The sequence below is a fragment of the Allobosea sp. BK604 genome, assembly GCF_004341515.1.
Lineage (GTDB): Bacteria > Pseudomonadota > Alphaproteobacteria > Rhizobiales > Beijerinckiaceae > Allobosea.
The window spans coordinates 471,771-494,131 of sequence record NZ_SLZF01000006.1 but is presented as its reverse complement, the minus strand read 5'-3'; the positions used below and the strand labels follow the sequence as shown (position 1 = coordinate 494,131).

The window sequence follows — 22,361 nt, the reverse complement described above, 5'->3', positions numbered from 1 at the left end:
TAGCCCGCATGCCCGGCCTGCGTGCCGAGAATTGGGTTTCACCACCGGCCACCGCATGATCATCTTTGTCGAAACGCAGCCTGAGAGAAGCACACCGTCATGTCCCATGATCTCATCCTGAAGGGCGGCCGGGTCATCGACCCCTCGCAGAACCATGACGGCGTGCTCGACGTCGCCTTCACCGACGGCAAGGTCTCGGGCTTCGGCAAGGATCTGAAGGGCGGCTCCGAAACTGAGATCCGCGACGTCTCCGGCTATATCGTCTCGCCCGGGCTGATCGACCTGCACACCCATGTCTACTGGGGCGGCACCTCGCTCGGCATCGATGCCGACGAGTTCTGCCGGCTCTCCGGCGTCACCACGTCGGTCGATACCGGCAGCGCCGGTCCCGGCAACTGGGCCGGTTTCCGCAAGCACGTCATCGAGAAGAGCCAGGCGCGCATCCTCGCCTATCTCCACGTCTCGCATGCCGGCATCTACGGCTTCGATCATCGCGTCATGGTCGGCGAGAGCGGCGACCTGCGCATGATGAACCCGATCGATGCGGTCGAGGTCGCCGACAAGAACCGCGACTTGATCGTCGGCATCAAGGTCCGCGTCGGCCTGCACGCCTCCGGCTCTTCCGGTGCGGTGCCGCTCAACATCGCGCTGCAGGTCGCCAACGAGGTCGGCATGCCGCTGATGTGCCATATCGACCATCCGCCTCCGTCCTATGAGGAGGTCATCGACATGCTGCGGCCCGGCGACGTGCTGACCCACGCTTTCCGCCCCTTCCCGAACTCGCCGGCCACCGCGCAGGGCACGGTGAAGCCCGAGGTGCTCGCCGCCCGCAAGCGCGGCGTGCTCTTCGATATCGGCCACGGCAAGGGCTCGTTCTCGTTCAAGACGACCCGCGCCATGCTCGCCAACGGCTTCATGCCGGACACGATCTCCTCCGACGTGCACAAGCTCTGCATCGACGGCCCGGCCTTCGACCAGGTCACCACCATGTCGAAATTCCTTTGCATGGGCGTGAAGCTGAACGATGTCATCGCGGCCTCGACGCTCAATGCCGGCATGGCGCTGAAGCGGCCCGAATACGGCTCGCTCAAGGTCGGCTCGCTCGGCGACGCCACCATCCTGACGGTGAAGGAAGGCAAGTTCGACTATGTCGACGTCACCGGCGAGCACCTGATCGGCAACCAGAAGATCGCCTCCGAGGGCGTCGTGCTGAAGGGCAAATGGTGGCACCCGAAGCGCTCGAAGAAATTCGCGCCCGTGAAGGGCTGAGCGAAATCCGGGCCGTGACGGAAGCGAACGGGCAGGGCGCCGCGTTCTGGCTCCCCATGACGCCGGCTGATTTGCCGGCGGTCATGGCCGTCGCCGAGGAGGTGCATCCCGATTATCCCGAGGATGCCGCTATCTTCGCCGAGCGGCTGACGCTCCATCCGGCCGGCTGTCTTTGCCTGGCCGATTCGCAGGGCGTGGCTGGCTATGTGCTGAGCCATCCCTGGCGGCTTTACGACATTCCCGCGCTCAACGCCTTGCTGGGCGCGATCCCGGCCGGTGCGAGCGCCTACTACGTCCATGATCTCGCGCTGCTGCCGCGCACGCGCGGCACGGGCGCGGCTTCGGAGATCGTCGACCGCCTCGCCGATCAGGCCCGCGCTTCCGGCTTTGCGGCCATCGCGCTCGTCGCGGTCAACCGCTCGGTCGGCTTCTGGCAGCGCCATGGCTTTCGCGAGACGCATGACGTAGCGCTTGATCGCAAGCTGGCCAGCTACGACGATGCCGCCCGCTACATGACCCGCACGCTCGAGGGCGTTGCCGCAGATCGATAATCAAGACGACCAGAAGGGAGCGCACATGAGCGCCGAACAGAAACTCAAGGAACTCGGGCTCAGCCTGCCGGAGGTGCCGACGCCGGTTGCGACCTATGTCAGCTTCAAGAAGGTCGGCGACATGCTCTATCTCTCCGGCCAGGGGCCGAAGCGCGCCGATGGCACCTATCCGACCGGCAAGGTCGGCGCCGGCGTCTCGATCGAGGAAGCCTATGAGCACGCCAAGCAGACCGGGCTCGGGCTGCTCGCGGCGATGCGCAAGGGCGCGGGCTCGCTCGACAAGGTCGAGGTCGTGAAGCTCCTGGGCATGGTCAATGCCGCCCCCGAATTCGCCGATCATCCCAAGGTCATCAATGGCTGCTCGGACCTCTTCGTCGCCGTGCTCGGCGAGAATGGCCGCCACGCCCGCTCCGCCGTCGGCATGGGCTCGCTGCCCAACAACATGACGGTCGAGATCGAAGCCATCGTCAGGATCCTGCCATGACCGCTCTCGCCGAGGAAATCGCCCGCACCTACGGCACGCCCGCCGTCGTCATCGATCTCGACAAGGTCGAGGCCAATATCGCCCGGCTCCAGGCCGCCTGCGATGCGGCCGGCATCGCCAACCGCCCGCATATCAAGACGCATAAGTCGCCCGAGCTGGCCCGGCTCCAGCGCGAGGCCGGCGCGCGTGGCATCACCTGCCAGAAGCTCGGCGAGGCCGAGGTCATGGCCGATGGCGGGCTCGACGACATCCTGATCAGCTACAACATCCTCGGCGAGGAGAAGCTCGGCCGGCTCGGCGCGCTGCAGCGCCGCGTCCGCATGATCGTCGCCGCCGACAATCCGGTCACGATCTCGGGCCTGCCCAAGGCCGCCGAGATCGCCGGGCGCAATCTCGAGGTCGTGGTCGAATGCGACACCGGCCGCCAGCGCGCCGGCGTCGAGACGCCGGCTGAGGCCGTCGAACTGGCGAAGATGATCGCCGGCTCGAAGGGCCTGACCTTCGCCGGCTTCATGATGTACCCGCCCGAGGATGGCTGGGAGCGCACGCAGCGCTTCCTCGACACCGCCAATGCCGGGCTGCGCGATGCCGGGCTGGAGGCGCCGGGCATGGTCTCGACCGGCGGCTCGCCCAATATCCCCAATATGGGCAAGCTCAAGGGCTCGACCGAGCACCGCTCCGGCACCTCGATCTTCAACGACCGCATGCAGGTCGCAGCCGGCGTGGCGACGCTCGATGATTGCGCACTCTCGGTCTACGCGACGGTGGTCAGCCGCGCCGGCCCGGAGCGCGGCATCCTCGATTCAGGCTCGAAGACGCTGACCAGCGACACTGGCGGGCTCGAGGGCCACGGCTACATCCTCGAATACCCGGCGGCGAAGATCGCCAAATTCGCGGAGGAGCACGGCTTCCTTGATCTCTCCGCCAGCAATGACCGGCCGAAGGTCGGCGAGGTCGTCAGGATCATCCCGAACCATGTCTGCGTCGTCGTGAACATGGTCGACCGGTTGATCACGGTGCGCGGCGACAAGCTGATCGGCGAATTGCCGGTGGCAGCGCGCGGCAAGCTGACCTGATGTTTCCTTCTCCCCTCGGGGGAGAAGGTGGCTGCGAAGCAGACGGATGAGGGAAGGGTCGCGTCGCGTCAGCGGCCCTTTCTTGCATTCGGATGAGGCTCTCCCTTCATCCGCCAGCCCTACGCGCTGCCCCTCTCTCCCGGGGGGAAGGGGCTCACCCCTCCGGATGCCGGGCATTCCATGCGGCGGCATAGTCCACGCAGAGCCTGTCGAGCTCCTCGCGGTCGGTGACGCCGGCGGGCCGGGCCCGCGAGGGCGAGGCCGCCTGGAACGGCACGTAGCGCTGATGCGCGATGCGCCAGATCCGGCGCAGCTCGACCAGCGGCTCGGCATGGTCGTCGACGCGGATATCGAAGGAGGGCATCGGCTCGCCCGACCAGATCCGGATCGCGGCCGATTGCTTGCCGCGCTTGTCGCCGCCGGCCCTTTCGCCCGCTTCGAGCGCGACCAGCAGCCTTTCGTCGAAATCGAGTGCCGAGGCGGCGATATAGGCCTTCAGCGTCTCCTGGACGACCTCCGGCCCGGCCAGCATGTTGCCGGCGACCGAGACCTGCGGCCCGTCGACAGCCCCGCACCAGTCGATGCAGGCCTTGCCGGTATAGGCCGCGATCTTGCCGTCGCGGTCGATGACATGGAGCTGGCGATGCGCGCGTCCCTCATCGGCCGCGGTCAGCGTCGCGATGATCTCGACGGCCGAGCGGCCTTCCTGCAGGAGCTTCAGCCCATCGACGCCGTAGAGCGGATTGACGAAGGCCTGGGTCGCGATCGCGCCGATGCGTCCGCCGCCATAGGGCACGCGTGCCCCTACGGCGAAGGCGCAGGTCGAGACCGCGACGCCATAGGCGCCGGTCGCCGCATCGCGGGCGACGATGGACCATGTCATGGGCGCGGTCTCCTAGATCATGATGCCGAAAAGTGGGAACCGGTTTTCGGACGACATCATCATCTAACTCCTTGGTAGAGAGGCGGATTCAGATTTCAGGTCGACCCGACCTGAAATCATCCGGCTCTAGCGGCCGGCGGCGTAGGCCTGCATCAGACGCGGGGTCGCCGCGGCGCGCAAGAGGCCGTTGCTGCTCTTTTCGGCAGCGGTCAGTCGCCCGACCGTCCAGGCCGGAGCTTCCTCCAGCGCATGGCCGCGACGCTTGAGATCGTCGATCGCCGCCTTGCCCACGGTCTCCTCGACCGTGAGATGGCCCGGCCGGGCCTCGCGCGGATAGAAGGTCGAGGGGAAATGCTGGGTGTGGAACAGCGGCAGGTCGATCGCCTCCTGCAGGTTGAGGCCGTGATGGACGCGGCGCAGGAACAGGCCGAGCTGCCACTGCTCCTGCTGGTCGCCGCCCGGCGTGCCGAAGGCGAGGCGCGGCTCGCCATTCTCGAAGGCGATGGTCGGCGTCAGCGTCGTGCGCGGGCGCTTCAGCGGCGCGAGCGCGGATGGCGAGCTCTCGTCGAGATAGAAGGCCTGGGCGCGCGAGTTGAGAGGGAAGCCGAGCTCCGGGATCACGGGCGAGGATTGCAGCCAGCCGCCCGACGGGGTCGCGGCGACCATGTTGCCCCATTTGTCGATCACGTCGATATGCACCGTGTCGCCGCGCCGCGAGGACGCGACCATCGAGGCGAGCGTCGGCTCGCCGACGGTCGCCCCGCCCGCCGTGCCGGTCTGGCCGGCGATGCGCAGTGTAGCCAGCATCTTGCCGACCTGCTCCTCGAAGCCGGGGATCATGCCCGGACGCAGCTCGTGCGAGGCCTTCTCGCTGATCAGCTTGCGGCGGCCGGCGGCATAATCGTCCGAGAGCAACGTCGCCAGCGGCACTTTCACGAAATCGGGGTCGCCGTAATAGGCCTCGCGATCGGCGAAGGCGAGCTTCATCGCCTCGACGACGTGGTGGATGAACTCGGGGCTGTCCGGACCCATCGCGGCGAGGTCGAAGCCCTCGAGGATCTTCAGCGTCTGCAGGAAGACCGGGCCCTGGCCCCAGGGGCCGATCTTGAAGACCTCCCAGCCGTGATAGGTCACGCTGGCGGGCGCCTCGTAGGTCGGCGTCCAGCGGGCCATGTCGCCGGAGGTGAGCAGGCCCTTGTGGCGCCGGCCGGAGGAATCCATCGCCTCGGTCGTGCGGCAGAACTTGTCCATCGCCTCGGCGACGAAGCCCTTGTACCAGGCATCATAAGCCGCCTGGATCTGCTTCTCGCGCGAGCCGCCGGCAGCCTCGGCTTCGGCCAGGATGCGCTTGTAGGTCTCGGCCGCCGCCTTGTTGCGGAAGAGCTCCTTGCCCTTCGGCACCTCGCCGCCCGGCAGGTAGACCGCCCCGGAGGTCGGCCATTCATTGGTAAACAGGTCGGTCAGCGTGCCGATCGTATCCGAGACGCGTGGCAGCATCGGATGGCCATTCTCGAAATAGCCGATCGCCGGCTCCAGCACCTCGCGCAGCGGCAGGGAGCCGTGGTCGCGCAGCAGGGTCATCCAGCCGCCGAAGGCGCCGGGCACCACGGTCGAGAGCAGGCCCGAGCCGGGGATCAGGTCGAGCCCGAGCTTTCTGTAGGCCTCGATCGTTGCGGCCTCGGGCGCGGGCCCCTGGGCGCAGAGCACCTCGACCTTCTTGGTCTTCGCCGAATAGAACACGGCCGGCATGTCGCCGGCCGGGCCGACCAGATGCGGCTCCACCACCTGCAGCACGAAGGCCGCGGCGGCACAGGCATCGAAGGCGTTTCCGCCCTTTTCCAGCATGGCCATGCCGGTGGCCGTCGCCAGCCAATGCGTCGTCGTGACGACACCGAAGGTGCCGAGGATTTCCGGGCGGGTGGTGAACATAGTCAGGTCCTTAGGCGGTCAGGATTCTTTGGGGTCGAGCGCGTCGCGCAGGCCGTCGCCCAGGAGGTTGAAGCCGAGCACCGCCAGGAAGATGGCGATGCCGGGCGCGACCGACATCCACGGGGCCTGCTCCATGAAGTTTTTGGCGACATTGAGCATCTGGCCCCAGGATGGGGAGGGGGGTTGCTGGCCGAGGCCGAGGAAGGAGAGCGCGGCCTCGAGGATGATGGCCTGCGCCATGAACAGGGTCGCCTGCACGATGATCGGCGAGAGCGTGTTCGGCGCGACATGGCGGAACAGGATCAGCCATTCCGGTACGCCGACCGAGCGGGCTCCTTCGACGAAATCCTCGGCCTTGACGTTGATCACCTGTCCGCGCACCAGCCTGATGAAGATCGGCACCGCCGAGAGACCGATCGCGATCATCGCGTTGGTCAGGGATGGCCCTAGCACGGCGGCGAAGGCGATGGCCAGGATCAGGAACGGGCAGGCGAGCAGCGCCTCGGTAATGCGCGAGATCACCGCATCGATCCAGCCGCCATACCAGCCCGCGATCAGCCCGAACGGGATGCCGATGCCGAGCGCGATCGTGACCGAGGCGATGCCGGCGAGCAGCGAGGTCTGCGCCCCGTAGAAAAGGCGCGAGACCTGGTCGCGGCCGAGCTCATCCGTGCCGAACCAGTAGAGCGCGGAGGGCGGCTTGCGCACGGCCAGGAAGTTCGACTTCAGCGGGTCGGCGAGCGGCAGGATCGGCGCCAGCAGCGCCATCAGCACGAAGATGAGGACGATCGTGCCGCCGATCAGGGCCGAGCGATTGCGGATCAGCTTGCCGAAGGTGCCGCGGCGCTTGGCCTCCGGCATCGTTGTGTCCGTAGTGTCCTTGCTGAGAGGCAGCGTCGTCATCAGCCGGCCCTCAGGCGTGGGTTGACGAGCACGTAGAGCACGTCGGCCATCAGGTTGAGCAGGATGAAGCCGATCGCGGTGCACAGTACGACGCCCTGCACCACGCCGTAATCGCGGTTGAACACGGCGTCGACGATGAGCTTGCCGAAGCCGGGAATGGTGAAGACCTGCTCGGTCAGCACCGCGCCCGCGAGCAATTCGCCGAAGAGCAAGGTCGAGAGCGTGATGATCGGCACGAGCGCGTTGCGCAGCGCATGCCGGTTCACCACCGTGTTCTCGTCGAGCCCCTTGGCGCGGGCGGTGCGGACATAGTCGGAGCGCATCACTTCGAGCATGGCCGAACGGGTATGGCGCATCAGCACGGCCGAGAGGCCGCCACCGAGCACGAAGGCGGGCATGATCAGCCGCTGGATCGCGCCGACCGGGTCCTTGAAGATCGGTTCATAGCCCGAGGCCGGGAGCAGCTTCCACTGCACGGAGACGACGAGGATCAGCATGATGCCGAGCCAGAAATTCGGGATGGAAAGTCCTGAGAGCGCGAGTGCGCTGGCGGTGTAGTCGGTCACCGTGCCCTTGCGCCGCGCGGCGATGATGCCCATCGGCACGCCGATGCCGATCGCGACGATGATCGAGGCCGTGGCGAGCTGGAAGGTCACCGGCAGCTTCTGCAGGATGAGGTGCAGCACGGGCTCGCCGGTCCGCAGCGAGCGGCCGAAATCGCCCTGCACGACCTGGCCGAGCCAGGCGAAGAACTGCACGACGATCGGGTCGTCCATCCGGTAGATCTCGCGCAGCCTTGCGATCACCTCCGGGTCGCGCTCCTCGCCGGCAATGACGAGGAAGGGGTCGCCCGGCAGCGCGCGCTGCAGGGCGAAGACGAAGAGCGACACCAGGAACAGCGTCGGGATGGCGATCAGGATGCGCCGGCCGATCAGCGAGAGCATGGCGCAGCTCCCGCTGTGGGTGGATGCCCGCCACAGGCGGGCATCGGGTCGCTGAGCGAAGCGATCACTGACGCTTCATCCCCGTCAGACGGATCATCCCGTCGGGATTGATCACGAAGCCCTGGATGTTCGAGCGCAGGGCGAAGAAGACGGTCTGGTTGTAGAGATAGATCTGCGGCCGTTCGTCCTGGAGGATGCGCTGCGCCGCGTCGTAGAGCTTCTTGCGCGCCTCGACATCGTACACGGTGCGCGCCTCGTCGAGCAGCTTGTCGACCTCGGCATTGCTGTACTTGCCGTCGTTCTGGCTGCCCTTGGTGGTGATGAACTGGTGGATGTTGCCGTCCGGATCGATACGGCCGGACCAGCCGATGCGGCTCATCTGGAACTTGCCGGCCTGCTGGTCGCGCAACTGGCTGGCGAATTCGGTCGAGCGCAGCTGGACGTCGATGCCGACCTCCTGCGCCATGGCCTGGATCACCTGGCCGAGTTGGGTGTCGACCGGGTTGTTGGTGACGAAGAGCTCGACGCTGAGCTTGGAGACGCCGGCCTCCTTGAGCAGCGCCTTGGCCTTGGCGACGTCGCGCTCCGGCACCGGGAATTCGGCGCTGGTGAAGGGGCTCTTCGGGTTGAACGGCTGGATCATCGGCTCGTAGAGCCCTTCGAACACCACCTGGCTCAGCACCTTGCGGTCGATGGCCAGCGAGAGCGCCTGGCGCACACGCTTGTCCTTGCCCATCGGGTTGTTGGCCATCTCGCCATTATTGGTGTTGATGGTGATGCCCTGGTAGCCAAGATTGGCGGTGCTTTCGACCTTCAGCGTCTTGTCGGCCTGGGCCGACTTCACGTCGCTCGGCGCAAGCCGCTCGAGCATGTCGAGCTCGCCCGAGCGCAGATTGGCGAGGCGCACGGTCGTGTCGGGGATGGTTCGGTACAGGATCCGGTCGAAATGATAGTTCTTCGCGTCCCAATAGTCCTTGAATTTCTCCAGCACGATGCGGTCGTTCTGCACGCGCTCGACGAACTTGTAGGGGCCTGAGCAGACCGGCTTGGCTCCGATATCGCTCGCCAGAGTCTTCGGGGCCAGCATCATGCCGGCGCGGTCGGTGAGCTGCGAGAGCAGCGTCGCATCCTGGCGCTTCAGCTTGAAGACCAGCGTCGTCGCGTCCGGCGTCTCGACGCTCGCGACGGAGGCGAGCTCCGACTTGCGCAGCGAATCCGGCAGGGTCATCGCGCGTTCGAGATTGGCCTTGGCGGCCTCGGCGTTGAAGGGCTCGCCGTCATGGAACTTGGCGTCGCTGCGCAGCTTCATCGTCAGCGTCAGGCCGTCCTGCGAGAACGACCACTCGGTCGCGAGCTGCGGGATGATCTTCAGGTTCGGATCGATGTCGAGCAGCTTGTCGCACAGGCCCATGAAGACGATGCGGCCGACGAAGGTGCGGGCCTTGTGCGGGTCGAGCACATCAGGATCTTCCTGCAGGCCGATGCGCAGCGTCGAGGGCGCCTGTGCCTGCGCCACGGAGGGCAGGGCGGCAAGCGAAAGGAGCGTGGCCGAAGCCAGCGCGGCGAAGAGCTTCATCTGTATTCCCCTCTTTTGTGTTTGAACGAGATGATGCGCGTTGTGACCTGGAATTGCGATATCCGGCGATCCGCTTCCTATGTTGCTCGGTGCTGGCGCCGCTCTCGCATGGCCGCTGGCATGCAAGGCTAATGCCTGACTTGGTCCCACCCGGTACTAAGTTGGCGCAAGTTCCCGCCGCCGTCGATGGTCCCTTCGTTTGATTTCTGGCATCTTTTTCGCTGGCATTCCAGATGCCTCCCGCATGCAAGTTGACGGCCAAGCGGGCTGCGTGAAACCGGGGCGGGCATGCCTTGCGCCCTGTCGCTTCAGTGACAATCTCTGCTAGTCAGGGCGCCACTCAACGATATCGAGCCAATGCAGACGGGGTTCGCGCACCATTGCCGTGCGCCGCGAACAGGGATGGAATGAATGCTGCTGGGTGTGATCGCCGACGATATGACGGGTGCGACCGATGTCGCCCTGATGCTCAATCGCGCCGGGATGCGCACAGTCCAGGTCATCGGCGCACCTGCCGCGAATGCCGTGCTGCCGGAGGCGGACGCGGTGGTCGTGGCGCTGAAATCGCGCACGAACCCGGTCTCGGAAGCCGTGGCGCAATCGCTCGCCGCCTGCGAGGCGCTGCTCGCTGCCGGCGCGCGCCAGATCCTCTTCAAGTACTGCTCGACCTTCGACTCGACGCCGCATGGCAATATCGGCCCGGTCGCGGATGCGCTGATGCGCCGGCTCGGCGCGCAGAGCGCCATCGTCTGCCCGGCCTTTCCGGCGAATGGCCGCTCGATCTACCAAGGCTATCTCTTCGTCGGCGCGGTGCCGCTGCATGAGAGCTCGATGAAGGACCACCCGCTGACGCCGATGCGGGATTCCAACCTGATGCGCCTGATGGGCGCGCAGACCGAGGCCAAGGTCGGCCTCGTGCCCTATGCCACCGTGCTCGAAGGCGCTGCGGCGGTGAAGGCGCGCATCGAGGAACTCGTGGCGCAGGGCGTGCCCTATGCCGTCACCGATGCGCTCACCAACCAGGATCTCATGGTGCTGGGCGAGGCGCTCGATGGCCAGGTGCTGCTCACCGGCGGCTCGGGCATCGCGATGGGCCTGCCGCAGAATTTCCGCAAGGCGGGACTGCTGCCCGAGCGCGAGATCGCCGCGCATCTGAGCGCGCCGCAAGGCCGCGCCGGCATCATCTCGGGCAGCTGCTCGACCGCGACCCGCGGGCAGATCAAGGCGGCGCTCGACGCGGGCTGCCCGGCGCTGAAGGTCGACCCGATGGCGCTTGCCGATGGCAGCCAGAACGCCGCCGAGCTTGCGGCCTGGGCCCTGGCGCAGAGGGGCGAGCGGCCCTTCCTGCTCTATTCCAGCGACGACCCGGCCGAAGTCGCGGCCGTCCAGGGCAAGCTCGGGCGCGACAAGGCCGGCGAGATCGTCGAGCAGGCCTTTTCCCAGGTCGCCCGGCTGCTCTCGGAGGGCGGCGTCACGCGCCTGCTCGTCGCCGGTGGCGAAACCTCGGGCGCGGTCGTCCAGGGGCTGGGCATCCGCACGCTGGAAATCGGCCCGGAAATCGACCCCGGCGTGCCCTGGACCCGCGTCGTCGATGGGCCGGACATGGTGATTGCCTTGAAATCGGGCAATTTCGGCGCTCCCGACTTCTTCCTGAAGGCATGGAACCTCCTGCGCTGACGCCGGCTCCGTTCCGATCCACGAAAACTCGTATAGGATCGGTCTCGACCAGCGGAAGGGGCGGATATGGACATGGCGTTTCTCGGCGAGCTCCTGACCAGCGTGGCCGATCGCGGCCGCGCGCTGATCGGGCTCGAGCGCTTTGGCAACGGCCGTAGCCGCCCGCTCGACCGACTCTGCGAGGATCTGCTGTCCGGCCGTGGCGAGGCCTCCGGCATGGCGCTGGCGCAGGCCGTGCTCGATGCCTGGGAAGGGCTCGACGCAGCCGGGCGCCTGACCTTCTTCCGCATGCTGCAGGATCGCTTCGGCCCCGATGCCGAGCGGCTCGACAAGGCGCTGGCGCATTATCGCGAGGATCCCCGCCCGGCCTCGATCGCGGCGCTGCATCTCGCATCCGAGCCGCGCCGGCAGGAGCTCTTCCGCCGGCTCAACCTCGCGCCCGGCGGCACGCATGTGCTGGTGCGCATGCGCGAGGCGTTGTTCGAGGCTTTGGCCAAGGAACCCGACCTCGCCGTGGTCGACAGCGATTTCCGGCACCTGTTCGGCTCGTGGTTCAACCGCGGCTTCCTGGTGCTGCGCCGCATCGACTGGCGCACGCCCGCCAACGTGCTGGAGAAGATCATCCGCTACGAGGCGGTGCACGAGATCCAGGGCTGGGACGATCTGCGCCGCCGCCTGGAGCCGGCCGACCGGCGCTGCTTCGCCTTCTTCCATCCGCAGCTCGTCGACGAGCCGCTGATCTTCGTCGAGGTGGCGCTGACCAGGGAGATCCCGCGCGCCATCAACGACGTCCTCAGCGAGGATCGCGACGTCCTGCCGGCGCAGAAGGCGACGACGGCGGTGTTCTACTCGATCTCGAACTGCCAGGAGGGGCTGCGCGGCATCTCCTTCGGCAATTTCCTGATCAAGCAGGTGGCCGAGGACCTGAAGCGCGAATTGCCGGGGCTCGACACCTTCGTCACGCTCTCGCCGCTGCCGGGCTTCGCGCGCTGGCTCGAAACCACTCTGGCCGAGCCGGCCGAGCTCGGCCTGACCAACGAGGAGATCTCGGAGCTGTCGCGGCCCTTCGGCGAGACGATCTCGCTCGAGGATGCAGCCCGCGCCCGCCGCGACAAGCTGCTCGGCCAGATGGCGGCGCAATATCTGCTGCGCGCCCGCACCGGATCCGGCCGCGTCATCGACCCGGTGGCGCGCTTCCATCTTGGCAATGGCGCCAGGCTCGAGCGCATCAATGTCGGCGGCAATCTCTCGGCCCGGGGCCTGCGCGAGTCGCACGGGGTGATGGTGAATTACCGTTACGACCTTGCCGATATCGAGGAGAATCACGAAGCTTTCGCCAGTCGCAACACGGTGGTCGCCTCATCCGCCGCGCGTAAGCTGTTGCGTCCGGCCGCGACATAGTTCTGGAGCGCGACGCCGAAAGGTGCGAAGCGCCTTTCGGATCGGTATATGCTCCGGCTCAAGCAAACGCCTGAAGGACCAAGACGTTAATATGGCCAATCATCTGTTCGACCTCATCAAGGCGCGTGTTCCGGCGCCCGACGCTCCCTTCGCGCTGCTCGATGACGGCCGCACCTATCTCTATTCCGACATGCTCGGCATCTCCGCCCGCTTCGCCAATGCGCTCGTCGCGCTCGGCGTGAAGCCGGGCGACCGCGTCGCGGTCCAGGTCGAGAAGAGCATCGAGGCGGTGATGCTCTATCTCGGCACCGTCCGCGCCGGCGCGATCTTCCTGCCGCTCAACACGGCCTATACCCCGGCCGAGATCGAATATTTCCTCGGTGATGCCGAGCCCGCCGTCTTCGTCTGCGACCCGGCCAAGGCCGATGCGCTGCGGCCCTATGCCGAGAAGGCCGGCGCCAAGCTTGAGACGCTGGGCGTCTGGCGCTCGCATGAGGTCTCGGCCGGCACGCTGGCCGACGCCGCGCTCGCCGCCTCGACCGAGTTCGCCGACGCCGAGCGTGGTCCGGACGATCTCGCCGCGATCCTCTACACCTCCGGCACGACGGGCCGCTCCAAGGGCGCGATGCTGAGCCATGACAACCTGGCCTCGAACGCGCTCGCACTGGTCGATTACTGGCGCTTCACCAGTGCCGACCGCCTGCTGCACGCGCTGCCGATCTTCCATACGCACGGGCTCTTCGTCGCCACCAACACGATCCTCCTGGCCGGCGCCGCGATGATCTTCCTGCCCAAATTCGATCCCGAGCAGGTCTTCAAGCACCTGCCTCAGGCGACCTCGATGATGGGCGTGCCGACCTTCTATGTCCGCCTGCTCCAGGATGCGCGCCTCAGCAAGGAGTCGACGTCCCATATGCGCCTCTTCGTCTCCGGCTCGGCGCCGCTGCTGGCTGAGACCCACCGCGAATGGCGCGAGCGGACCGGCCACGCCATTCTCGAGCGCTACGGCATGACCGAGACCAACATGAACACCTCGAACCCCTATGACGGCGATCGTGTCGCCGGCACGGTCGGCTTCCCGCTGCCCGGCGTCTCGGCCCGCGTCGCGAATCCCGAGTCGGGCGCGGAACTCGGCCGCGACGAGATCGGCATGATCGAGGTCAAGGGCCCCAACGTGTTCAAGGGCTATTGGCGCAACCCGGAGAAGACCAAGGCCGAGTTCCGCGACGACGGCTTCTTCATCACCGGCGATCTCGGCAAGATCGACGCGGCCGGCTACGTCCATATCGTCGGGCGCGGCAAGGACCTGATCATCACCGGCGGCTACAATGTCTACCCGAAGGAGGTCGAGACCGAGATCGACGAGATGCCCGGCGTGATCGAGAGCGCGGTCATCGGCTGTCCGCATCCCGATTTCGGCGAGGGCGTCACCGCGGTCGTCGTGGTCAAGCCGGGCGCGCAGATCAGTGCCGCCTCGATCTCGCAGGCACTCGACCAGCGCCTCGCCAAGTTCAAGCTGCCCAAGCAGGTCTTCATCGTCGACGATCTGCCGCGCAACACCATGGGCAAGGTCCAGAAGAACCTGTTGCGCGACCAGTATCGCGACATCTACGCCAAGGCGATGAAGGCCGGCGAGTAGCCGCTCGTCCTGCAGAGGCAATCGTCCTGCAGAGGCAATCGTCCTGCAGAGGAAGGACGCGATCGGCGGGCCGGGGGGCGATGATGCAGGCAGGCGGCACGAGCCGCCCGCTCCGATCACTGCCGAAAGGTGCCGCCCATGAACCGCCGTCTCGCCCGCCTTGCCGCCGCCGGGCTCGCTTGCGCCGCCGGCCCGTCAATCGCGGCCGACTGCGCCGCGACCTTGGCCGGGCAATGGGTCACGCAGGGCGACGTCAATGCGGGCTTCATCAAGGTGAAGGTCGATAATCGCGACAGCTACGACGCCGATGGCTCGTTCAAGGCGATCCGGCGCTTCGTCAACCTCGAAGGCAAGTGGGAGACGCAGACCGCCTCCGGCAAATGGTCGGCGAAGCCCGGGGACAATGCCGACCAATGCGTCATCGAGCGGCTGAGCACCGGGGCGTTCGGCTCGATGAGCTCGAGCTCGACCGTCACCATCGTCGACAAGGACACGATCCGCTCGTTCGGCCTCGAAGCGAAGCGGGCGGAATAGAGCATTTTCGTCACGCGAACCGGTATCCATTTCGCTCGAAAATGCTCCAGCCCTCAGGCCCGCTCCGGTAGCCTGAGGTCGATCGTCTCGCCATCGGCGGGGATCAGCAGCCGGTCCGGCCCAATGCCGCGCGCCTCCGCCGCTGCGCGCAGTGCGGCCCGGCTCACGGTGGCGTGGTCGAGCGCCTCCATATGCGTGGCGATCACGGTCGCGCCGGGCGCGGCCTCGCAGAGATCGAGCGTCTGCTCGGCATCCATCACGATCAGCGTGTCGTCCCATTTCGCGCCGCAGGAATGCGTCACGATCACGTCCGGCTTCGTTGCCGCGACCGCGTCGAGCAGCGGCGGGTAGAGTACGCTGTCGCCGCACCAGTAGAGCACCGGCTCGCCGGGCGCCTCCAGGCTGAAGCCCATGACCTGGCCCATCTTCTCCACCACCGCGCCGGTGCCGTGCTGGGCCGGGTGCCGGTTGAGCACGATCGAGCCCAGCCGCAGGAAATTCTGCAACGGCGTCACCGCGGCGAAGCCCGCGGCCGCGATCGTCTCCTCGTCTCCCGGCTGGCAGATGAGCGGCAGGTCCTTGGAGAGTCGCGCCTTGGCGGTCTCGTCGAAATGATCGGCATGCAGATGCGAGACGATGACCTGGTCGACGCCCGCAAGGATGGTCTCGATCGGCTCCGGCAGGCCGACCATCGGATTTTCCGAGCGCCCGGTGAAGGAACGCCGGCTGTGCTTCGGCCCCAGATCGGGGTCGATCAGCAACGTGCGCCCGCCATAGACGAGCTTGAGCAAGGCGTTGCGCAGGAGCTGGAGCTGCATGGGATAACCCGGACGCTGGAGCATTTTCGAGCGAAGTGGATACCGGTTCGCGTGAAGAAAATGCGTCAAAACAAAGGGGTAGAGAATTTTCGCGCTTCGGAGAAGCGCGGAAATTCTCTGGCTTGATCGGGTGCCGATCATGCCGCGCCCGGGCGCTAGCGACCAATGCCGGTTTGTGAAGGAGGCCATAACCGCCGCGTTGCCTGCCGGCTCAGGATTCAGGCCTTCGATTGCGGCAGCGCCAGGTTGAAATTCGCCTCCTGCGCCGGCGCTTCCGCCTGCTTCAGCCGGGTCTCCCTGAGCTCGTCCGCCGCCTCCAGGATCGGATAGGCGATCGAGGTGATGTGGCCGTGGATGCGCTTCAGGTCGCGCAGGACGTCGAGATGGATCGAGGAGGTCTCGATCGACTCGGGCACGCCGCTGCGCAGCCGCTCGTAATGGTTCTCTGTCGCCTGCCGCTCGGCCGAACGCATCGCCGGCTTTTCGTCGAAGAGCTGGCGCGCCAGCGCGATGTCACGGGTGGCGAGCACGTTGAGCGCCAGGCGTAGGCTGTGCATCACCTTGCCGTGCAGCGCGCTGATCTCGGCGAGCCCTTCCGGCGAGAAGCGATAGCCCCTGCGGATCTTCTTCTCGGCGAGCTCCCGCAGGTTCTTGTCGATGATGTCGCCGATATGCTCGAGATTGGTGTTGAGCGTGATGATCTCGACGAGGCGCTTGCCTTCCTCCTCGCTGAGTTCCGAGCGCGACAGCTTGACCAGATAGAGCTTGATCGCCTCGTGGATCGCGTCGACGCCGTCATCGGCCTGGGCGATCTCGCGCGAGAGCTTGAGCTTGTCGCCATCGAGCAGGGTCAGCGAATCCTTCAGCATCTCGCCGACGCGGTCGCCGAGATGCAGGGTCTCGCGCATGGCGCAGGCCAATGCTTCCGAGGGGCTGTCGAGCACGCCGGGGTCGAGATAGAGCGGCCGCGTCACCCGCTCGGTCGCCGGCGCGGCGGGCATGAGGCGCACCACCAGATTGGCGATCGGCGTCACGAAGGGCAGGAAGACGAGCCCCCCGAGGATGTTGAGGCCGAGATGGATCTCGACCGCGAGCCGGCCGTGATCGCTCGACAGGGTCGCGATCCAGCCCGCCAGCGGCTTGGCGAAAGGCAGCACCGCGAGCGTGATGACGGCGCGTGTGATGAGGTTGGCGACAGCGACGCGCCGCTGCGCCACCGGCGCGGCGAGCTGGTCGACGACCGGCACCAGCGCATTGCCGAGATTGGCGCCGACGATCAGCGTCAGCGCCATGGCCGGCGAGAGCAGCCCGCCCGACCAGAAGGAGGCGATCAGCAGCACGATGGCGAGGCTGGAATGGGTCAGCCAAGTCGCCGCCACAGCGACCGCGACAGCGATGACCGGCTCGCCCGCCAGGGCCTCGAGCACGATGCGGAAGGTCGGCGATTGCGCCAACGGCTCCGATGCCGTCTTCAGCTCGACCAGCGAGAGCAGGATGAGCCCGATCCCGACCAGCAGCCGCCCGATATTGCGCGCCTTGTCCATCGCCTCGTTGGCGAGATAGAGCGCGACGCCGACGGCGAGGAGCAGGCCCCAGAGCCAGCCGAGATCGAGCGAGACGATGAAGGCGGCAAGAGCCGTGCCGATATTGGCGCCGAGCAGAACCGCGAACGCCATCGGCAGCGCGATCATGGCCTGTCCGGCGAAGGAGGAGATCAGCAGCGTCGTCGCCGTCGAGCTCTGCAGGATCAGCGTCACCACCGTGCCGCTCGCCATGGCCGAGAGGCGGTTACGGGTGAAGCGTCCGAGCGCCTGGCGCAGCGAGGGACCGAATGCCCGCGTGGCGCCGGTCCGGACCAGCCGTACCGCCCAGATCAGCAGCGCCACCGCGCCGGCGAGATGGATCAGGATCGAGGTGGTGCTGTCGGCTGCGTTCATTCCGCTGGGGAGACTCCGGGCTTGGGGGAGGGGGCTGCGAAAGCGGCGATCTTAGGCCGAATTTCATTAGCCGTCTTATAAATAATCATGCGAAAGGGGCCATTTGATGACCCCTCCGATATCCGAGCTAAATAGCTGGAATTACGCGGCGAATTGTCCGTATGGCACGCTGTCGCGTGCATTGCGCAGTGCGCTCGCCCACCAGTGCAGCTGCGCCAGCATCGTCGCCATGGCCCGCTCGGCCCGGTCGGCGTCGACGAGCTGGCCGGACGCGTCGAACTGATCCCAGGCATTGGTGAAGGCGACGCCGTCGCGGATCGTCGCGGCATGGAGTTCGGCAAAGACCAGCCGCAGCTGCTCGACGGCGCGCAGGCCGCCCGAAATGCCGCCATAGGAGACGAAGGCCACGGGCTTGCCGCGCCATTCCCTGCCGACCGAGTCGATCAGCAGCTTCAGCGGCGCCGGATAGCCGCGATTATATTCCGGCGTCACTACGATGAAGCCGTCGGCCAGGGCGATACGCTCCTTGAGCGCGAGCAGGGCGGCGTCGTCGCGCGGCGGATGCCGCGTCGGCGAGCCGAGCTCTGCCGGGTCGATCGCATCGACGGCGAACGGCCCATCGCCCTCGATCTGCGCGATTGTCCAGGCCGCGATCGTCTCGCAGAGCCGGCCTTCGCGCGTGCTGCCATAGATCACGGCGAGGTTGATCCTGGGGTCGAGCTTGCGATGCATGAAGGCGCTCCTGCCATTTGGCCAAATCGGGAGCAGGCTGTATAGAACCTCAACCATAGTTAAGGTCAAGGGCAGTGAGCGAGACGGTTCGAGCGGGCCTGGGCGGAGAGTTGAGTGTCGGCGAAGTCGCGCGGCGCAGCGGCCTCGCCGTCTCGGCGATTCATTTCTACGAGGCGAAGGGATTGATCCGTGCCGGCCGAAGCGCCGGCAACCAGCGGCGCTATCCGCGCGAGGTGCTCAGGCGTGTCGCGATTATCAAGGTGGCGCAGCGCACCGGCATCCCGCTGAAGACGATCCGCGAGGCCTTCAAGGCGTTGCCGGCCGAGCGCACGCCGACCGTCGCCGATTGGCGCAAGCTCTCGGCCTCATGGAAGGCCGAGCTGGAGCGGCGCATCGACCGGCTGACGCGCCTGCGCGACCATATGGAGGACTGCATCGGCTGCGGCTGCCTCTCGGTGACGAGCTGCCCGCTGCACAATCCCTGGGATCAGCTCGGCGAGCAGGGGCCGGGGCCGCGCCTGCTCGATCCGGATTGAGCGCCGTATCGAGCCCCCGGAGCCGTCATTGCGAGGAGCGCAGCGACGAAGCAATCCAGGAGGACCGGGTGAAACGCCGGCATGCGCCTTCGCGTCAGCCTGTACCCGGGCTTGCCAAAGGCAAGACCGGGAGTTGCTCTCGTCAGCCCGCCTTGTGCAGTTTCGCCAGCGGAAACTTCGCCACATCCGCCAGCAGCTCGGCAAAACCCTTGGCCTGGAAGGCCGCCGTCGCCTTGCCCTTTTCGGCGGTGGCGAGGCTGGCATCGCCGGCGGCGCCCGAGGAATGGACATCCTGCGCCATCCAGGCATGGGCGTGCAGCCCGGTCGGCCGCAGCCACTTGTAGCCCTCGGCGGCCATCGCGACTGTCGACGGCTCGAAGCGCCCGGCCTTGCTCATGTCGACGAGATCCGGCCGGAAATGCAGCATCAGCGAGGTCTCGATATCGCCGGCATGGATGCCATGATTGGCGTCGAGATCGGCGAACAGGCCCTGCGGCAGACCGAAGGCGCGCCAGGCCGTGGTCACCGCCAGCATGCCGTGGCGGACGCGCAATTCACGCGAGACCACCTTCATCGGGTCGATATTGCCGCCATGCGAGGTGATGATGACGAGCTTGCGCAGGCCGGCGCGCAGCACGCTCTCGCCGATCTCGATCCAGCTCTGCGTCGCGCTTTCCCAGGAGAGCGTCAGCGTGCCCGGCGAGTGCAGGTGCTCGTTCGATTTGCAGATCGCGAGCGTCGGCAGCACCAGCACGTCGAGATCGGCCGGCACCAGCGGCATCGCCAGGCCGAGCATAGCGTTCATGATGGTGGTGTCGACCGAGACGGGCAGATGCGGGCCGTGCTGCTCGATCGCCGCCAGCGGCAGCACCGCGACGGTCTTCTCGGCCGAGAGGCCCTCGAATTCGGTGGTCTTGAGATCGCCCCAGAAACGCGCGGTCATATCATCAGTCCTTGTTGTCGTCGTGGTCGCAGTGCCCCAGGGGCTCTAGAGCATTTCCGAGCGAAGTGGAGACCGGTTCGCGTCAAGAAAATGCGATAAAACAGAAACTTAGAGCATTTTCGAGCGAAGTGGAGACCGGTTCGCGTGAAGAAAATGCGTCAATACAAAGAGATAGAGAATTTTCGCGATTCGGAGAACGCGGAGATGCGCTAGAGTCGGTTGATGTCGTCGCATTCGACGATGCGTTTCGGCCAGCCCTTGCGGACCAGCGCCAGCATCGCCTTGCCGATCTGCTCGGTCGAGGTCACCCAGCGCGGCAGCCATTGTTGCAGCGCCGGGAGGATCGGCGCCAGCGCGCCATAGAGCACTCGGTAGGCCATGGTCCGTGACTTGATGCCATGCAGAGGCCGGATCGCGCCGGGTCGCATGACATAGACCGCCCTGAAGGGCAGGCGCAGCAGCGCGTTCTCCGTCCTGCCCTTGACCCTCGCCCACATGACGCGGCCCTGCTCGCTGCTATCGGCGCTGGCGCCGGATACGTGGACGAACGTCATGCCAGGATTGAGCGGCAGCAGCGCCTGCGCTGCCGCGAGCGGGATGTCATAGGTGATGCCGCTGTAATCCGCCTCGCTCATCCCCGCCGAAGCGACGCCGAGGCAGAAGAAGCAGGCATCGAAGCCGGCGAGTTCTCCCTCGATCGTGCTGTAGTCCAGCAGATCGGCATGGACGATCTCGCGCAGCTTCGGGTGGCGCTGCCCGGTGGCCGAACGGCCGAGCGTGACGACCTCGCTCACGCCATCATCGAGCAGGCACTCGCGCAAGGCGCCTTGCCCGACCATGCCGGTCGCACCGAAGATCAGGACCCTCATCGGCGTGTCCTCCGCGGAGGAGCTGCTATTCCGCCGCTTCCGCGGCCTCGGCCTGCCAGTTCAGCAGCTTGCCGGGATTCATCAGGCCGAGCGGATCGGCGAGGCGCTTGAACTCCGGCTGCGGCGCGTCGGTGCGCTTCCAGCCGGCATTGTTCAGCACCCAGGTATGCGGGTTCGAGGCCTGGATGCCGGCTTCCTCGGCCTTGGCCATGATCTCCTGCAGCCGCTCGGCCGTGCTGTAGCGCACCAGCGGCAGGCTGGAATGGTAGACCTTGCCCTGCCGGCGCTGGAACTCGATGTGGAACAGCACATCGTCATTGAACTCGCGCTCGGCCCAGTCGAGAAGTTCGAGATTCCGGACAGGTGGGAAGCGCAGCTGCAGATAGGTGATGGTCGGATCGACCTTCAGCGCATGCAGGGTCGTGTGGTTCCAGGTGTATTCGTAGAGCGGGCCGGGGGCGCCCTTCTCGCGATGCTCGCCGAAGGCCGCGAGCCGAGCGGCCTCGGCGCCGCGCGAGAAGGTGACGCTGCCGCCCATCTCGGCGATCAGCCGGTCGATTTCGTCGCCCTGCGGCTCCGAGACCATCAGGATGGCGAAGGCCTTGTTCTCGCCGAGATAGGGGCCGAGCCGGCGCAGATAGGGCGCGATGCGCGGGTCATGGATGCTGACCAGCTTCTTGGCGATGCCGTCGCATTCGGTGAAGGCCTGGCCGAAGGCGGCCGCCTGCTTGAGCGTATCGAAGGTCGCGATCCGCTCGGCCCAGGCATGGGCCGGGGCCAGAGGCACCTCGACCTCGGTGATGATGCCGTTGACGCCATAGGCGTGCATCACCTTGAGGATCTCCTTGCCGCGCAGCTCGATCAGCCGTGGCTCGGGCTCGACGGTCATCACCTCCAGCGCGATGACGGCGCCGAGATTGTCGATCTGGCCCCAGGTGCAGGAGCCCGCGCCTGCCGCGCCGCCGGCGACGAAGCCGCCGATCGTCGCCTGCGCCCGCGTCGAGGGGTGCATGCGCAACTCCTGGCCGAGGGGCCAGAGCGCCTTGTCGATGTCGAGCAGATTGGCGCCGGCCTCGAACCGACCCGCTCCCAGCGTGGTCGAGACCACGCGGTTGAGCCGCGTCAGGTTGAGCACCACGCCGCCCTCCAGCGGCACGGCCTGGCCGTAATTGCCGGTGCCGCCGCCGCGCACGGTCAGCGGCACGCGATGGCGCGCGCAGGCGGACGCGACGCGCCGGACCTCGTCCTTGGTCTTGGGCAGGATGATCAGCTCCGCCTGCTTGCCCTCGAGATCGGGCTTCAGCACCGGCGAGAACCAGAAGAAGTCGCGGCTATGCATCCTGAGCGACGCCGCGTCGTCATAGATGGTCAGGTCGGCGAGTTCGGCGCGCAAGGCGGCGAGGGCAGGGCGGGTCATGCGTTTTCCAGATCTTTTCGTCGGCTGCAGCATATCCGGACGCGCCGGATGCGGAAGCGTTCGAACTGCATAGCGCCCCGAAGCGTCAAAGCCCAAGCGCCGCGGCAAGATCACAGGGGATTGCCCGCCGTCGAGGCATCTGCCTGCAATTGAGGCAATTGCCTGATCCCTGTGCGTAAACGGGTTGCGCGGCATTTCCACGACTTCGCCCCGCATGGCATATATGTTGCTCGCAGGTGGGCA

The 22,361-nt window shown here is 66.6% G+C and carries 20 protein-coding genes; 9 read left to right on the top strand and 11 right to left on the bottom strand.

Going from position 1 to position 22,361, the window contains the following annotated elements; translation table 11 throughout:
- Nucleotides 1–99: 99 nt before the first annotated feature.
- Genes EV560_RS20960 through EV560_RS20945 form a run of 4 tightly spaced genes read left to right on the top strand, consistent with a single transcriptional unit; the run spans nucleotide 100 to nucleotide 3,380 of the window.
- The gene (locus tag EV560_RS20960) at nucleotides 100–1,269 is read left to right on the top strand and encodes an amidohydrolase/deacetylase family metallohydrolase (RefSeq protein WP_131857732.1); all 1,170 of its coding nucleotides are present in this window, start codon (nucleotides 100–102) and stop codon (nucleotides 1,267–1,269) included.
- Nucleotides 1,270–1,283: 14 nt separating this feature from the next.
- The gene (locus EV560_RS20955; protein WP_248312145.1) at nucleotides 1,284–1,820 is read left to right on the top strand and encodes a GNAT family N-acetyltransferase; all 537 of its coding nucleotides are present in this window, start codon (nucleotides 1,284–1,286) and stop codon (nucleotides 1,818–1,820) included.
- A gap of 25 nt (nucleotides 1,821–1,845) precedes the next feature.
- Nucleotides 1,846–2,304, top strand: coding sequence for a RidA family protein (locus EV560_RS20950; RefSeq protein ID WP_131857731.1), 459 nt, complete (start codon nucleotides 1,846–1,848; stop codon nucleotides 2,302–2,304).
- A complete protein-coding gene (locus EV560_RS20945; RefSeq protein ID WP_131857730.1) occupies nucleotides 2,301–3,380 on the top strand; it encodes a D-TA family PLP-dependent enzyme in 1,080 nt (359 codons plus the stop codon). The genes EV560_RS20950 and EV560_RS20945 overlap by 4 nt, the downstream gene beginning before the upstream one ends.
- 154 nt (nucleotides 3,381–3,534) lie before the next feature.
- On the opposite strand, the gene EV560_RS20940 is transcribed toward EV560_RS20945, so the two are convergent.
- The 5 genes from EV560_RS20940 to EV560_RS20920 form a co-directional block, all read right to left on the bottom strand.
- Nucleotides 3,535–4,263, bottom strand: coding sequence for a DUF1028 domain-containing protein (locus EV560_RS20940; protein ID WP_131857729.1), 729 nt, complete (start codon nucleotides 4,261–4,263; stop codon nucleotides 3,535–3,537).
- A gap of 126 nt (nucleotides 4,264–4,389) precedes the next feature.
- Entirely contained in the window at nucleotides 4,390–6,198 is a 1,809-nt protein-coding gene (locus tag EV560_RS20935) for a gamma-glutamyltransferase family protein (protein WP_207908082.1), read from the bottom strand.
- 12 nt (nucleotides 6,199–6,210) lie between these two features.
- Nucleotides 6,211–7,053, bottom strand: coding sequence for an ABC transporter permease (locus EV560_RS20930; protein WP_131857791.1), 843 nt, complete (start codon nucleotides 7,051–7,053; stop codon nucleotides 6,211–6,213).
- Nucleotides 7,054–7,094: 41 nt separating this feature from the next.
- Nucleotides 7,095–8,039 carry an ABC transporter permease gene (locus EV560_RS20925; RefSeq protein ID WP_131857727.1) on the bottom strand — a complete coding sequence of 315 codons (945 nt, stop codon included), beginning with the start codon at nucleotides 8,037–8,039 and terminating at the stop codon, nucleotides 7,095–7,097.
- Between the two features lie 64 nt (nucleotides 8,040–8,103).
- The gene (locus EV560_RS20920; RefSeq protein WP_131857726.1) at nucleotides 8,104–9,615 is read right to left on the bottom strand and encodes an ABC transporter substrate-binding protein; all 1,512 of its coding nucleotides are present in this window, start codon (nucleotides 9,613–9,615) and stop codon (nucleotides 8,104–8,106) included.
- Nucleotides 9,616–10,026: 411 nt separating this feature from the next.
- Here EV560_RS20920 and otnK point away from each other — a divergent pair, with 411 nt between their 5' ends.
- The 4 genes from otnK to EV560_RS20900 all read left to right on the top strand — a co-directional run bounded on the left by otnK (nucleotide 10,027) and on the right by EV560_RS20900 (nucleotide 14,866).
- Nucleotides 10,027–11,292, top strand: a complete 1,266-nt coding sequence (gene otnK / locus EV560_RS20915; protein ID WP_131857725.1) for a 3-oxo-tetronate kinase — start codon at nucleotides 10,027–10,029, stop codon at nucleotides 11,290–11,292.
- A gap of 66 nt (nucleotides 11,293–11,358) precedes the next feature.
- The gene (locus EV560_RS20910; protein ID WP_131857724.1) at nucleotides 11,359–12,693 is read left to right on the top strand and encodes a malonyl-CoA decarboxylase; all 1,335 of its coding nucleotides are present in this window, start codon (nucleotides 11,359–11,361) and stop codon (nucleotides 12,691–12,693) included.
- 91 nt (nucleotides 12,694–12,784) lie between these two features.
- Nucleotides 12,785–14,332, top strand: coding sequence for a malonate--CoA ligase (locus EV560_RS20905; RefSeq protein ID WP_131857723.1), 1,548 nt, complete (start codon nucleotides 12,785–12,787; stop codon nucleotides 14,330–14,332).
- Between the two features lie 138 nt (nucleotides 14,333–14,470).
- A complete protein-coding gene (locus EV560_RS20900) occupies nucleotides 14,471–14,866 on the top strand; it encodes a hypothetical protein (RefSeq protein WP_131857722.1) in 396 nt (131 codons plus the stop codon).
- Between the two features lie 53 nt (nucleotides 14,867–14,919).
- On the opposite strand, the gene EV560_RS20895 is transcribed toward EV560_RS20900, so the two are convergent.
- The 3 genes from EV560_RS20895 to EV560_RS20885 all read right to left on the bottom strand — a co-directional run bounded on the left by EV560_RS20895 (nucleotide 14,920) and on the right by EV560_RS20885 (nucleotide 18,353).
- Nucleotides 14,920–15,684: an MBL fold metallo-hydrolase gene (locus EV560_RS20895; RefSeq protein WP_131857721.1), complete on the bottom strand. Its 765-nt coding sequence runs from the start codon at nucleotides 15,682–15,684 to the stop codon at nucleotides 14,920–14,922.
- Between the two features lie 218 nt (nucleotides 15,685–15,902).
- Nucleotides 15,903–17,621: a Na/Pi cotransporter family protein gene (locus tag EV560_RS20890; RefSeq protein ID WP_131857720.1), complete on the bottom strand. Its 1,719-nt coding sequence runs from the start codon at nucleotides 17,619–17,621 to the stop codon at nucleotides 15,903–15,905.
- Nucleotides 17,622–17,762: 141 nt separating this feature from the next.
- Nucleotides 17,763–18,353: an NADPH-dependent FMN reductase gene (locus EV560_RS20885; RefSeq protein ID WP_131857719.1), complete on the bottom strand. Its 591-nt coding sequence runs from the start codon at nucleotides 18,351–18,353 to the stop codon at nucleotides 17,763–17,765.
- 74 nt (nucleotides 18,354–18,427) lie between these two features.
- On the opposite strand from EV560_RS20885, the gene soxR reads away from it, so the two are divergent.
- Nucleotides 18,428–18,889, top strand: a complete 462-nt coding sequence (gene soxR / locus EV560_RS20880; RefSeq protein ID WP_207908075.1) for a redox-sensitive transcriptional activator SoxR — start codon at nucleotides 18,428–18,430, stop codon at nucleotides 18,887–18,889.
- A 142-nt stretch (nucleotides 18,890–19,031) separates the two neighbouring features.
- Here soxR and EV560_RS20875 read toward each other — a convergent pair whose 3' ends face one another.
- The 3 genes from EV560_RS20875 to EV560_RS20865 all read right to left on the bottom strand — a co-directional run bounded on the left by EV560_RS20875 (nucleotide 19,032) and on the right by EV560_RS20865 (nucleotide 22,118).
- Nucleotides 19,032–19,832 carry a creatininase family protein gene (locus EV560_RS20875; protein ID WP_131857717.1) on the bottom strand — a complete coding sequence of 267 codons (801 nt, stop codon included), beginning with the start codon at nucleotides 19,830–19,832 and terminating at the stop codon, nucleotides 19,032–19,034.
- Nucleotides 19,833–20,041: 209 nt separating this feature from the next.
- Nucleotides 20,042–20,701, bottom strand: coding sequence for an NAD-dependent epimerase/dehydratase family protein (locus EV560_RS20870; RefSeq protein WP_131857716.1), 660 nt, complete (start codon nucleotides 20,699–20,701; stop codon nucleotides 20,042–20,044).
- Between the two features lie 25 nt (nucleotides 20,702–20,726).
- On the bottom strand, nucleotides 20,727–22,118 hold the full coding sequence (locus EV560_RS20865; protein WP_131857715.1) for an FAD-binding oxidoreductase: 1,392 nt from the start codon (nucleotides 22,116–22,118) through the stop codon (nucleotides 20,727–20,729).
- Nucleotides 22,119–22,361 lie beyond the last annotated feature (243 nt).

Excerpts from the sequence above, each read along its gene's own strand:
- EV560_RS20960 (WP_131857732.1), top strand. The coding sequence starts at position 100 with ATGTCCCATGATCTCATCCTGAAGGGCGGCCGGGTCATCGACCCCTCG.
- EV560_RS20950 (WP_131857731.1), top strand. The coding sequence starts at position 1,846 with ATGAGCGCCGAACAGAAACTCAAGGAACTCGGGCTCAGCCTGCCGGAG.
- EV560_RS20945 (WP_131857730.1), top strand. The coding sequence starts at position 2,301 with ATGACCGCTCTCGCCGAGGAAATCGCCCGCACCTACGGCACGCCCGCC.
- EV560_RS20940 (WP_131857729.1), bottom strand. The coding sequence starts at position 4,263 with ATGACATGGTCCATCGTCGCCCGCGATGCGGCGACCGGCGCCTATGGC.
- EV560_RS20930 (WP_131857791.1), bottom strand. The coding sequence starts at position 7,053 with ATGCCGGAGGCCAAGCGCCGCGGCACCTTCGGCAAGCTGATCCGCAAT.
- EV560_RS20925 (WP_131857727.1), bottom strand. The coding sequence starts at position 8,039 with ATGCTCTCGCTGATCGGCCGGCGCATCCTGATCGCCATCCCGACGCTG.
- EV560_RS20920 (WP_131857726.1), bottom strand. The coding sequence starts at position 9,615 with ATGAAGCTCTTCGCCGCGCTGGCTTCGGCCACGCTCCTTTCGCTTGCC.
- otnK (WP_131857725.1), top strand. The coding sequence starts at position 10,027 with ATGCTGCTGGGTGTGATCGCCGACGATATGACGGGTGCGACCGATGTC.
- EV560_RS20910 (WP_131857724.1), top strand. The coding sequence starts at position 11,359 with ATGGACATGGCGTTTCTCGGCGAGCTCCTGACCAGCGTGGCCGATCGC.
- EV560_RS20905 (WP_131857723.1), top strand. The coding sequence starts at position 12,785 with ATGGCCAATCATCTGTTCGACCTCATCAAGGCGCGTGTTCCGGCGCCC.
- EV560_RS20900 (WP_131857722.1), top strand. The coding sequence starts at position 14,471 with ATGAACCGCCGTCTCGCCCGCCTTGCCGCCGCCGGGCTCGCTTGCGCC.
- EV560_RS20895 (WP_131857721.1), bottom strand. The coding sequence starts at position 15,684 with ATGCAGCTCCAGCTCCTGCGCAACGCCTTGCTCAAGCTCGTCTATGGC.
- EV560_RS20890 (WP_131857720.1), bottom strand. The coding sequence starts at position 17,621 with ATGAACGCAGCCGACAGCACCACCTCGATCCTGATCCATCTCGCCGGC.
- EV560_RS20885 (WP_131857719.1), bottom strand. The coding sequence starts at position 18,353 with ATGCATCGCAAGCTCGACCCCAGGATCAACCTCGCCGTGATCTATGGC.
- EV560_RS20875 (WP_131857717.1), bottom strand. The coding sequence starts at position 19,832 with ATGACCGCGCGTTTCTGGGGCGATCTCAAGACCACCGAATTCGAGGGC.
- EV560_RS20870 (WP_131857716.1), bottom strand. The coding sequence starts at position 20,701 with ATGAGGGTCCTGATCTTCGGTGCGACCGGCATGGTCGGGCAAGGCGCC.
- EV560_RS20865 (WP_131857715.1), bottom strand. The coding sequence starts at position 22,118 with ATGACCCGCCCTGCCCTCGCCGCCTTGCGCGCCGAACTCGCCGACCTG.